General features: G+C 61.1%; 13 protein-coding genes. 6 read left to right on the forward strand and 7 right to left on the reverse strand.

Annotation, left to right across the window (positions count from 1 at the left end; all coding sequences use genetic code 11):
- Positions 1–79 precede the first annotated feature (79 nt).
- A complete protein-coding gene (locus Q0R02_RS12835) occupies positions 80–1,462 on the forward strand; it encodes an O-antigen ligase (RefSeq protein WP_293884081.1) in 1,383 nt (460 codons plus the stop codon).
- Here the strand turns inward: Q0R02_RS12835 and Q0R02_RS12840 are convergent.
- From Q0R02_RS12840 to Q0R02_RS12860, 5 genes are all read right to left on the reverse strand, one after another.
- Entirely contained in the window at positions 1,373–1,999 is a 627-nt protein-coding gene (locus Q0R02_RS12840) for a hypothetical protein (protein WP_293884082.1), read from the reverse strand. The two genes, Q0R02_RS12835 and Q0R02_RS12840, sit on opposite strands and share 90 nt — an antisense overlap.
- A 103-nt stretch (positions 2,000–2,102) precedes the next feature.
- Entirely contained in the window at positions 2,103–4,229 is a 2,127-nt protein-coding gene (locus Q0R02_RS12845) for a polysaccharide biosynthesis tyrosine autokinase (protein WP_293884083.1), read from the reverse strand.
- A 41-nt stretch (positions 4,230–4,270) separates the two neighbouring features.
- Complete coding sequence (locus Q0R02_RS12850; protein WP_293884084.1) at positions 4,271–5,635, reverse strand: outer membrane beta-barrel protein; 1,365 nt, start codon at positions 5,633–5,635, stop codon at positions 4,271–4,273.
- Between the two features lie 2 nt (positions 5,636–5,637).
- Positions 5,638–6,123 (reverse strand): hypothetical protein, encoded by a 486-nt coding sequence (locus tag Q0R02_RS12855; protein ID WP_293884086.1) that lies wholly within the window; start codon positions 6,121–6,123, stop codon positions 5,638–5,640.
- A 43-nt stretch (positions 6,124–6,166) separates the two neighbouring features.
- Positions 6,167–6,667: a polysaccharide biosynthesis/export family protein gene (locus Q0R02_RS12860; protein WP_293884087.1), complete on the reverse strand. Its 501-nt coding sequence runs from the start codon at positions 6,665–6,667 to the stop codon at positions 6,167–6,169.
- A gap of 628 nt (positions 6,668–7,295) precedes the next feature.
- On the opposite strand from Q0R02_RS12860, the gene Q0R02_RS12865 reads away from it, so the two are divergent.
- Together Q0R02_RS12865 and Q0R02_RS12870 are read left to right on the forward strand one after the other, a co-directional pair.
- Entirely contained in the window at positions 7,296–8,042 is a 747-nt protein-coding gene (locus tag Q0R02_RS12865; protein WP_293884088.1) for a metallophosphoesterase family protein, read from the forward strand.
- A gap of 102 nt (positions 8,043–8,144) precedes the next feature.
- Positions 8,145–8,438, forward strand: coding sequence for a hypothetical protein (locus Q0R02_RS12870; protein ID WP_293884090.1), 294 nt, complete (start codon positions 8,145–8,147; stop codon positions 8,436–8,438).
- A gap of 11 nt (positions 8,439–8,449) precedes the next feature.
- On the opposite strand, the gene Q0R02_RS12875 is transcribed toward Q0R02_RS12870, so the two are convergent.
- Positions 8,450–8,857, reverse strand: coding sequence for a Rap1a/Tai family immunity protein (locus Q0R02_RS12875; protein ID WP_293884092.1), 408 nt, complete (start codon positions 8,855–8,857; stop codon positions 8,450–8,452).
- Between the two features lie 174 nt (positions 8,858–9,031).
- Between Q0R02_RS12875 and Q0R02_RS12880 the strand changes: the two genes are divergently transcribed.
- Positions 9,032–10,054, forward strand: a complete 1,023-nt coding sequence (locus Q0R02_RS12880; protein ID WP_293884094.1) for a cell wall hydrolase — start codon at positions 9,032–9,034, stop codon at positions 10,052–10,054.
- 9 nt (positions 10,055–10,063) lie between these two features.
- Here the strand turns inward: Q0R02_RS12880 and Q0R02_RS12885 are convergent, their stop codons facing one another.
- Positions 10,064–10,456, reverse strand: a complete 393-nt coding sequence (locus Q0R02_RS12885) for a hypothetical protein (protein WP_293884096.1) — start codon at positions 10,454–10,456, stop codon at positions 10,064–10,066.
- Between the two features lie 123 nt (positions 10,457–10,579).
- On the opposite strand from Q0R02_RS12885, the gene Q0R02_RS12890 reads away from it, so the two are divergent.
- Together Q0R02_RS12890 and Q0R02_RS12895 are read left to right on the forward strand one after the other, a co-directional pair.
- Positions 10,580–11,686 (forward strand): S-(hydroxymethyl)glutathione dehydrogenase/class III alcohol dehydrogenase, encoded by a 1,107-nt coding sequence (locus Q0R02_RS12890; protein WP_293884098.1) that lies wholly within the window; start codon positions 10,580–10,582, stop codon positions 11,684–11,686.
- 37 nt (positions 11,687–11,723) lie between these two features.
- The coding region (locus Q0R02_RS12895; protein WP_293884108.1) for a CoA transferase at positions 11,724–11,836 on the forward strand (113 nt) is incomplete at its 3' end.

Here is an 11,836-nt window from a genome sequence, read left to right on the forward strand (position 1 = left end):
CCGGCGGCAAATCACGGGCAAGCGAAATTTCCGAGTTCGCGGCGATATTTACCGTGTAGAGTGGGGCATGGGGAACGAGGTGGTAGCCGGGCGTGTGATCGATACTGGACCGAAGTGGAGCAAAGGCGGGGGGAACTGGATCCCGGTCGGGGCAGTGTTAGCGATTTCCAGCGGGATGCTGTTCAACGGCTATAACAGCGCTTCGGGGCAGGCCATCTCGGCCATCGTCAACTGCGTCCTGTTGATCGTCTTGCTGGTCGTCGCGCCGCTGGATGCCTGCCGCATGAAGCGCACCGTGCCGGTCCTCGTGCTTATCGCGCTGGCCAGCGCATGGGCCGTTTTCGCAAGCGGGTTCCCCGTACTGGGTGCGGGACCCGGGCTGCCCCGACCCTTTACGCCCGATTTCCTTGAGATCGGCGTGCTGAGCCAGATCGGCGGCGTGGCTGCTCTGTATTGCGGCGTGATGATCGCGGGCAGATTGCGATTTCGCCAGCGGGCCATCGACTGGCTGATCATGGTCGCGTGCCTCTACCTGATATTCGGGCTGGCGATCCGGGCGGTCGGGACCGATGGACTGTTGTCATTCTGGACGGTCGAGCGCGATGGCAGGTTTCAGGGAACGATCGGCAACGTCAATGTCACTGCAGCGGTTGCGGGGGTCATCGCGACCCTGGCGCTGTCGCAGCTATTCCTCCTGTTGGCGCAATCGTCGCATCATCTGTTGCGGCGTGGGCTGGCCATCCGGGCGGGGCTATATTGCTTCGGCTTCCTGCTGGCGCTGGGCACGGCCTTTGCCACGGCGTCGCGCTTCACCAACGTGCTGACCATGATCCTGCTGATCGTGGTCGGGGTGCTGGGCGGATTGCGGGCCCGTCATGTGCTGCGACCCCTGCTCCCCATTCTGATCCCGACGGGGGCGGTCGTGCTATTGCTCGTCGCCCGCTTTACCGGATTGTTGGTCGAGCGCCTGGATACGATCTGGGGCGGGATGGGATTGCGGACGATGCTGTGGGGGCACTATCATGATGTCGCGCGGTTATCGCCACTCTATGGCTATGGCTGGGGATCGTTTCCCACGATCAACGGTCACTTTCCCGGCACCATCCAGTTTGCGCAAGCTGCATGGACGGTCAACTCTGCCCACAACATCCTGCTCCAGCTTTGGCTGAATGCCGGTTTGCCCTATCTGCTCCTGATCGTCGCGGCCTTCTTGTGGGGCGCGCGACAGGTCGGCAACGGCTTGGCGGGGAAATGGACGATCGACGAGATTGGCTTGGCAGCGGCCATCGGACTCATCATCGCGTGTTCGATGATCGATATCCTGCTGGATGTTCCCGCCACGATAACATTGGCACTGTTTATCATGGGACTTTTATGGGGTGATGCGATTGTTCGCTCCGAAGTCGGCATCGCCGCCGCGACTGGCGAGCCAGCGCAGGATGAACGGTTTGTACGCCGCTGAACCGCGCGCAAGGTCAAAGACCATCGTGCGCGACTGATCGTCGATCCGGGTGAGCCAGACGGCTTCGTTGATGACGCGCCGCCGGGTTTCGGGATTGAGGGCGAGCCAGTAGCGCAGGCCATATTGGACGCGCCACGCCGCCGCGGTGCGCAGATAGGGGGTCTGGGCATAGCTTTGCTCGAGCGCACGACGGGTCGCAACCGTGTCCTCGCCGTCACGCAAGACATGCACGAACGCCGCGACAATTTCGATTTCCCCCCAGACCGGCCTGACTGACCTGGCCATTGTCAGTTCGGCGCGCGCGCGATCCAAAGCCGCACTACGGTCGCCCGGTGTCCCGGCTGACTGCGCCCCCCGCGCCAGATACAGGGCATCGTTGACGCGCGCGCGGGCAGGATAGGCCGCACCGGCGGGGCGGACCGGGAGCGAGGTAGCAATGCCCTGGCCCGCAAACAGGTGCGACTGACGTTCGACGCGCTGCTGCGACAAGACGACAAGGCTTTCACGATCGATGACGAATGCCGCGCGGCCGATCACGATCAGTAAGCCGAGAATAACGATCGTCCGGGCCGTGCCCAGCCCGACAATATGCCGCGCCAGTGCCGGACTAACGCCCCCCTGTGGGCGCGTCCTCCGGGGATCAGGCCTGCTGGTAATACGAGGAATATTTCTTGGAGTAATACAGCCCACCGATAGCCTCTGCCGATGAGTCGACCATCGTATAGAGCACGCCAACCAAGTTCGCACCATCGGAGCGTAACCACGAAATTGCCGACGATGCGGCGGCGGCGGGGGTCGAATCCCATTTCACCGCCAGCGCCGTAGCATCGGCCAAAACGGCGAGGAACCGACCGTCCGCCAGACCGACCAGCGGCGGAAGGTCGAGCACGATATGCTCATATTTCTGTCGCAGACCGGCCAGCAGCCGTTCGAAATTACCACCACCGAACAGGTCTTCGGAACTGAAATAAGGGGCCAGCACCAGCAAATGATCAAGCCCCGGGACATCGCCCGGCGTGATCGCCTGTTCGACCGCCGCCTCGCCGTGCAGGACTTCGACGATCCCCGCCGTCGTGGCGGGTGTGCCGACCGAGAAGCGCATGGCCGCGCGCCGCACGTCGCATTCGATGAGCAGGGTCTTGGCATTGTTGACCGCTAGGGTGCGCGCAAACGAAAGCGCCGTCGTCGTCTTGCCCTCGCTCGGCAAAGCAGAGGTAATGGCAATAACCTGCGGCGGTTTTGCCGACCGCACGCCCAAAATTGCGGCCCGCGCGATGCGGAGCGACTCGGCAAAAAGCGACGTCGGTCGCTCCAGGAGCAGGTTTGCCGGATTGGTCGTCTTTGGAACCTTCGGAATGGCGGCCAGCACCGGCACGCCAAGCTGGGTCTCGACGTCCTCAGTCGTCCGCAACCCCGTAACCAGCATTTCCTGCACCGCGATGGTTCCGGTTCCGGCACCGAGCGCGACGATCAGCGCTAGCGCAAACAGCAGGGGCTTGTTCGGGGAAGTCGGGGACGGTGGTGGCAGGGCGCGGTCGACGATTTCGGCCTGGGCGAATGAACCTTGCGCCGTCTGCGTGCTTTCAAGCGACATTTGCGACATCCGGTCGAACAGTGCGCGCTTGGCGGTGGCCTCGCGCTCCAGGCTTTCGGCCAGGACAGCGTTGCGGGTGTTGGTCGCCTGTTGCGATTCAAGCTGATTCATCGACCCGGACAAGCTGTTGGAGCGGGCTTCGGCTGCCGACGCGGTGGCGCGCAACGAACCGATGACGCGCGCGGTTTCCTCCTTCAGCTGCGAATCGATCGAGGCCAGCTGATCGCGAACGCGGACGCTTTCGGGATGCCGCTCACCATAGCGCGCCTGAACTTCGCCCATGTTGCGCAGTATCTCGGTGCGCTGGCGGCGCAGGTCGCCGATGACTGGCGAACTCAGCACTTCGGAAACGGCATCCTGTCCGCCGCGTGAAATTTGTCCTTCGGCGGCGGCCAGGTTGGCGCGTGCCGCCGCAGCGTCCGAACGTGCCGTTGCGATCTGTGACGACAGCGGACCGACTTGCTGGTCGGTGATCGTGCCGCCGCCCGAACCGCCGGTGCTGCCCTGGACGATGCCGGCCTGCGCTCGATACTGGGCAACGCGTGCGTCGGCGTCACGCACTTCGTTGCCGACGGCATCGAGCCGGCGCTTGAACCATTCGGACTGGCGTTCGGCTGTTCCGAGCTTCGATCCTGACTTGGTCGAGATATAGCTTTCGGCAAAGGCGTTGGCGATCCGGGCCGATTTCAAGCTGTCGCGAGAGGTGAACTTTACGTTCAGGATATAGGTCAGCTTGTCCCGCCCGACGGACAGTTTCTGAAGCAAGGCATTGGCGACCGCAGCCCTGCGGTCGGGCAAGCTAAGCACAGCGCCAGACTCGCCAATGCCCTTGGTGAATTCTGGATCATTCTCCAGGCGCAGGCGGGTGGCGACGTCGGTCGCGACAGCCACCGAACTCAGGGTAGAGACTTCGGTTTCCAGCGCTTCGGGGCTCAGCGCCTCGCTTTGCGCTTGTGGACTGTTGGCCAGCGGATTGCGCGACGGGTCGATCCGAATCCGCGCGACCGACTGGTATTGCGGAGTCAGCAACAACACCAGCACGACGCTGATCCCGAAGATCGCGGCGGCGACCAGCAGCAGGGTCAACCAGCGGCGGCGGATGGCATCGCGGACGCGCGCGACGAGATCAGACAATTGTCCCTCGTTCATGTCCGACTCGTGCGAAATTTCCATGTCGAATCTGCCCGTAATAGATTTTGAAAGAGCCGCGCTTACTAGCGTTGCAGGACGATGCCGATTTGACCGCGAAGTTCGCTGAAACGATTGCCCACACCGGTGCCATTGCCGACCTGGTTGCCATAGGACGCCTGCGTTTCGATGCCGAAGTTGCGCGACACCATATAACGGCCTCCGCCGATCACCCGGTAGGTATTGGTCCGTGCGGGCGAGTCGATGTAGTTCTGGCGGGCGATTTCGCCGGTGACGTTCAACAACAGGTTACGCAGCAGTTCATGGTCGATCCTGACCGAGGCGCGGTTGTCGAAAAAGGCGTTGGACGACCCGATGCTGGAGTCTTCCAGCACGCGCCGCACAGCCACGGTAACCGTCGTCAATTCGGTCGGAAATACCTCCAGCTTGCTCTCGACCGAGACGCCGCCGACATCCCTGTACAGCGCGCTCTTGTAATTGCGCTGGACGTAGCCGACGCCGATAGTGCCGCGCAGCAGGCCCGCGAGATCGAAATTCACGCCACCGATGACGCGCGCGGCATCGGATCCCCGGTTGGCGAGGCCCGACGACAGCGTCCGGGTATAAGTCGTCCGGCTGTAACCAAGCTGGCCATAGACCGCGAGGCTGGGGGTGAAGGCATATTCACCCTGGCCAGTCACGCGGGCGATGTGGCGGTTACGAGCGGACTGGTCGAGCCGCGCGCCGTTGGCCGCCTTGATCGAATTGAAATCGAACGCCGTGCGATCGACCACAAGCAATGCCCGGCCCTGGCCGAACTGATATTCGGTGCGCAATTGGCCGAAGGTGCGCAGGTAGCTCGACAGCACGGCGAGATTGGACTGAACCTCTCCCGAAAACGGCGATTCGAACTGGCGAGCCACTTGGCCCTCTGCCGTGATCGACAGCGATTCGCTGGCATCGAGCCGACCCAGCGCGCCGAGATTCCAGGCGTTCTCGTTACGCCGCGGCTGGTCGACGAACCGACGAAGCTGGGCGCCGCCGCGCAACAGCACCTGGTGGCGCGACCAGTCGGACTTGGCGCTGAACGACGGATTGACGAAGGCAAAGACGTCGCTGGTCGTGTTCGTGTTCGTCAGGAAAACGTTGTTGGTCGCACCGACGCCGACGTCGACGCGGGGGAAGACATTGAAGCTGTTGACCGTGATTCCGAGCGGGTCATAGTCCGGTCGGGGCCGTGCCAGCACACTGACATTCCGGCCGCGGTCGAAGCCATCGGGGATCGCCGGCTGGATCAGGGTGGTTTCCGACTGCGCGCGTGCCTCTGTTCCATAAGCCATCGCCAGTAGCGAGCAGGTGATCGTGCCGAGCGTCCGACCGTGATCGGTCAGTTTGCGACCACAGACTGTGACGATGGTGGGGCCTTTCGGGCTGGGCTTGCGAAGTCCCATGATCAGGATTTGTAGTTCGAGGAACCACCACCGACACTGACGATCGGAGCAGAAAAACTGCTGCCGCCGCCGAAACCACCGCCACTAAAGCCACTACCACGCGAGGGGATAGCGCCAGTGCCAAGCTTCAGCTTGCGCCGCACCGACGCCATCCGGACATTGGCGACCGCCTGCTTCAGCGTGTCCGACACATTGGGTCCCGTGACGAGCATAGTCAGCGCATTGTCCATGACCAGCGTTGAATAATCATCGTGGCTGAGACCAAAGACGATTACGCCTTCCAGATCCTCGACCGATGCCGTCGCAGGCCGTGCCGCGATATCAGCGCGGATGGACGCAGCCAGCTTGTTGGACAGCGCCATGCCCTCGGCCGGGTCCTTGACCGCTACAGTGCCGGACGAAGTCGCAATAACTGCCAGCGATGGCGCCACCGCGCCTACAAGCGCAATCGACACGGCCAGCCCAAGCCGCTTTGCCTGAATTTTCATAGTCCCGCCTTTTCCCTGTTCGTCTCGTGAAGGACGAGTCGCTCTAAAAATATCGCTCGCCCAATCGTATAGTATCGCCCGGGAACACCCTTAGTTCCGGAGTCAGGGCAAATTCTTCTTCAAGCGCCGATCCGGAACGTCGGATAAAAGCCCTTGTGCGCTTCGATCGGGGGGTGAAACCCTGGGCCGTTGCGATGGCATTCAATACCGTCAGGCCGCTTGCATAGGGGTATTGGCCGGGCGACTTTACTTCGCCGAGGATGAAAAACGGCCGATAGGTGATGACTTCCAGATTAACCTTTGGTTCGCGCAGATAACCGGCGCTGAGCCGCGCCTGCACCAAAGCGGCAATCTCGACGGGGCCCTTGCCAACTGCCTCGACGTCACCAACCAGGGGCAACGACAGCAGACCGCTCGCGGACACCGAAAACTCGCCCGAAAGCGTTGGTTCGTTGAACACGGTCAATTTCACCTTGTCACCAACGCCGAGCCGATAATCCTCGATCTGTGAATTTGCCAGCGAGTAGCGCTCACCGGTCGCCAAAACCTTCGTCTGCGGCGCTGCAGCGCACGATGTCGCGAAAGTAAGACAGAAAATAACGGCAGCCCTAAGAATCACGGCAGAACCCTATCAGCGTTGACTTGAACGCCGGTTTTATCGCTAATACCTATTCCCAACAAGCGCTTAAATTATCGCTTCGGTCGTCGCTTTGTGGGACATAGACGATAAAGTTAACGCACCAAGTGCTTTGCGATTATTGAAAAACAATCTGGAAAACGCAAAAGCATAATTCAGGAAAACATAAGACCAACCCTGAAAAACGATTGAAATTGGTGATTTATTGATAAAGTATCTTCGGCATGTTCTACGCTGCGGTGCAAAAATACATTGCAGCATTATTCGTGATTGTTTGAATGTTATAATGGCGTCCCTGCGTACGATGCACCTCGCGAATGTGCCTTTAATAAAATGATTGCATGCGATGCTTCGTGCTGCGCGACAGCGAGATTGATAAAAAAAGCGCAATGAGTTTACTATCTATCTGCATTTAGGGTTAAAAAGGCGAATCTGGCAGACGGGCGTAAAAGCCAAACTTCTAGTGTATAGTGTCAGATATCTGCAATGAATGGACGTAGCTTAAGTGCGATTTAAGTGGAATGAGCGGTCGGTAATGCGCCCCACCTCAACCCAGAATGGCGAGCGGATCTACGCGATCGGCGACGTTCACGGCAGGCTGGACCTATTGAAGCTGCTGCTCGCGCGGCTTGAGTTGCATTCGGAAACCCTGCCCGACAACCAGAACATGCATTTGATCCTGCTGGGCGACCTGGTTGATCGTGGACCCGATTCGGCGGAGACCCTGCGTTATGTTCGCAATCTGTCGAAACAGAGCGACCAGCTTGTCACCCTGCTCGGCAACCATGAGGAATTGATGCTGCGGGCCTTGAGCGAGGAGCCCGGGATGCTCCGCGCCTGGTCACGGAGTGGGGGCGCCGAAACGCTCCGCAGCTTTGGTTTTGCGCCGCCTGAACGGGGGTGCGACGAGGGTCGCTATATCGCGCAGGTCAAGGCCGCCATCCCGCAAGACTGGCTCACCTGGCTGGCCAGCCTGCCGCTTAGCGCGTCATCGGGAGACTATTTCTTTTGTCATGCGGGCATCCGACCGGGCACGACCTTGAAACGCCAGGCGCGGACCGACCTGTTATGGATCCGCGACGATTTCCTGGACGATAATTCGGACCATGGCGCGGTCATCGTCCATGGCCACAGTATTTCGCGTGAGGTGGAGGTCCGGCAAAACCGGATCGGGATCGATACCGGCGCCTACCAAAGCGATGTTCTGACCGCGCTCTACCTTGAGGGAAGCGTCCGCAAGATCATCTCCAGCGATGCCAGCCAGGCCATCGCCGATGCCTGACAGCTGGGCCTGACAGGCGGCACGAACCGCCACGCAAAATTAAACATTTATACACCCGGCGCCGATACTTTCGCAGGACCAGCCAATTTCGGGTGATCCACCGTGCCACGCCATCGATTCCAACCGCCCGTCGGCACCGATGACCGTGCCGCAACCCAGCAACCGTCAACCCTCGCCAGGCACGATGAGGATTTCACGCACGCACTGGCGAACAACCACGTCGCCGATCTCCAGAACCTTATTTATGCGCGGTTTGCCCTGCCCGACGACCAGATCGGGTTATCGCCGGAAGAGCAGCCGAGTCGCCTTGAAGCCGTCGTCTCGACGCTTTCGCGCTTTGGCGGGGTTGCTGTCCTGATCGCCGCCTTGGCAGCGCTGGCCGTCGCAGTCCTCTGATTGCAGCGGCCTTATCTCGGGGTACGCAACGACGGTTTGGGCGCCGGTGACGGCGCCGATAGTGGCGGGGGAACAGCCACCGCGCACGGATAATGCTGCTTCAAAGCAGCGACGACGACCGAGGCCGCCTGGCCCGATCGATCCAGCGGATGCGTTCCCAGATAATCGATAAAGGTTCGGCGCAGGTCCGATTGCGTGACATTATAGGGCAAGCAGAACTCACGCAGGTGTAACCATTGTTCGTAGGCGCGAACGGTATCGTACACGGCGGCGATGTAGGTAAAGCAGTAGGTCGCCCCGGCAGGCGAAGTCTCTGCGCACCGTAGGGCAAGTTCGCCCGCGCTGGCAAAGCCGATGCGCGTCGGCAGTCTCGGTGCTTCTCCGGCGAGCAATGTCGCGGCAATCAGTGAAATGAACATTTCGGCAGTCAGCCCGTTCCTGAACAGTGCCCGAACTGTCCCGGGCGACCAAATGATTGTAACTAGCGACTCTTGAACGGGCCGCCTATGGGCATATTTAGAAATATGTTGCAGCACGGAAAAACTTTTAATCGCGGCAAGCGCGCGCTCTTCATTTTGGAGAGCATTCGAGTCATGCCTGCCGCTGGACCGCTGATCGTGTTGGCGCTGGCGTTGGTCGCCGTCGTTGCCGCAGCCGCAGCGGCATTTTATCTGACGCGCGCCGAGCCCGCCAAAACTTCGCGCCGCGCCGTCGATGTGGCGGTTGCCGCACCGCCGGTCGTCCTGCCGCAATCCGATCCAAAGGCGCTGCGTCCCCTGACGCATGAACAGGCGGTCGAATGGAACGATGCGATCCCTGTTGCAAAGATCGCCAATCCGATGGCGTCGGCATTTTCCCTGGGGACGGTGAATCCGGGCGACTTTTCACGCTCGCTCGATTGCATGACCGCCGCGATCTATTACGAGGCGGCATCCGAATCGGACGATGGGCAGCGCGCGGTAGCGCAGGTGGTTCTGAACAGGGTCCGCCATCCGGCGTTTCCCCACAGTGTCTGCGGCGTCGTTTTCCAGGGCTATGAGCGTCGGACCGGCTGCCAGTTTTCATTCAGCTGCGACGGGGCGTTAAAACGTCGGGTTTCGCAGGTCGCCTGGAACCGTGCGCGACTGGTCGCCGCCCGAGCCCTAAGCGGCTCGGTCTTTGCGCCGGTCGGCTGGGCCACCCATTACCACACCGATTGGGTTGCGCCTTATTGGTCGAACACTTTGGTGAAGACGGTACAGATCGGCGCGCACATCTTTTATCGCTGGCAGGGACGTTGGGGAACGCCGCCAGCCTTTACGGCGCGCTATGCATCCGCCGAGCCGGTCCTCCAACTTCCCCTTGGAGCGGCGGTGGACGCAACGACCGGACTGGCTGCGATGATGCTCCCCGGGGAAATGGTGACCGTCACGACCGCCGAACGTCCGATCCTGTCTAGCGACCGGGTGCTTGCCAAGGCCGGTTTTGCCACCGGAGCCACTTCGGTTGCTGCCGCATCACCGGCTGCCGCAGCGCCGGTAACCGAACGATCGGTTGCCAGCAGTGAGCGTCCGGTGTTCGGTGCAGGGGGTGCCGGAGTGTCTCCACCGCCAGCTACGCAGGTGTCTAAAAAATAATATCTTTGTTTACCGTGCGCGTCTTGCCGGACGGGCGGTTGGTATAGGGGCCAGCCCCATACTGGCCACGAAAGTCCGATGGGCCTCCATACGCGCCCAGCGTTGGCGTCGATAACGCCCGACGATCACGATCATCAAAGGCCAGAACATCGTCGCCGCAAAATCGGACAGCGTGTTGGGCCAGTTCCAAGAACCCGAATGGAGCCGGTCCATAGTTTCGTTCGCCGCTTCCAGCGCAAAGACCATGGTCAGCGCGTTCAGCGACGCGCGCCGCGTCCGCAACATTAGCTGTGCCAGCAGATAGATCGCCATGCCTGCGTGAATGTGCAGCACGGTGTCCGACAGGCCGGTGGTCGCAATGATCGTGTCGATCATTGCGTGGTAGGTGTCGGCGATTTCCATACCGTCGTCCTATCGCAAAGCTGGTTACCGAATCGTCAGCAAAAACACGCTCAATAAGTTTTGCCGGATCGGCAGCCGATCACTAAAGGACGGCGCGAGTATAAACGCCAGGAGCCTGACACGATGAAGACCCGAGCCGCCGTCGCCTTTGAAGCCAAGCAGCCGCTCGAAATCGTCGAAGTCGATCTGGATGGTCCACGCGCGGGCGAAGTGCTGGTCGAGATTATGGCGACCGGCATCTGCCACACCGATGCCTACACACTTGACGGTCTGGACAGCGAAGGCATTTTTCCGTCGATCCTCGGCCATGAAGGTGCCGGCATCGTCCGGGAAATCGGCGCGGGCGTGACCAGCGTCGCGGTCGGCGACCATGTCATCCCGCTCTACACACCCGAATGTCGCCAGTGTAAGTCGTGCCTGTCGGGCAAGACCAACCTGTGCACCGCGATCCGCGCGACACAAGGGAAAGGCGTGATGCCCGATGGCACCAGTCGTTTCAGCTACAAGGGGCAGCCGATCTTTCACTACATGGGTTGTTCGACATTCTCGAACTTCACCGTGTTGCCCGAGATTGCGGTTGCGACGATCCGTTCCGACGCACCGTTCAAGACGAGCTGCTACATCGGGTGCGGCGTGACGACGGGAGTCGGCGCGGTCGTCAACACAGCCAAGGTGCAGGTCGGTGACAACGTCATTGTGTTCGGTCTGGGCGGCATCGGCCTGAACGTGCTGCAGGGCGCACGACTTGCAGGCGCGGGTATGATCATCGGCGTCGACATCAACCCCGACCGCGAGGAATGGGGCCGCAAGTTCGGCATGACCCACTTCGTCAATCCCAAGAACGTCGGTGACATCGTCGCGCATCTGGTGGCGCTGACCGACGGCGGCGCGGACTACACCTTTGACTGCACCGGCAACACGACCGTCATGCGCCAGGCACTGGAAGCCTGCCATCGGGGCTGGGGCACCAGCATCGTTATCGGCGTTGCCGAAGCGGGCAAGGAAATCAGCACGCGACCCTTCCAGCTCGTTACCGGTCGCAACTGGCGCGGCACCGCGTTCGGGGGGGCCAAGGGGCGCACCGACGTGCCGAAGATCGTCGACTGGTACATGAACGGCAGAATCGAGATCGATCCGATGATCACCCACGTTCTGACGCTCGACCAGATCAACAAGGGCTTTGACCTGATGCATTCCGGGGAAAGCATCAGGTCGGTCGTGGTCTACTGATGGCAGAAACAGCCAGTCTGACATCGCGGCGGTCCTGGTGAGCGCCGCCAAACCGCTCGAGGGGATTCGCGTCCTCGAACTGGCGCGCATCCTGGCGGGACCGTGGGCCGGGCAGTTGCTCGCCGACCTCGGTGCGGAGGTCATCAAGGT

The sequence above is a fragment of the Sphingomonas sp. genome (genome assembly GCF_025353885.1).
In the GTDB taxonomy this organism is placed as follows: domain Bacteria; phylum Pseudomonadota; class Alphaproteobacteria; order Sphingomonadales; family Sphingomonadaceae; genus Sphingomonas_O.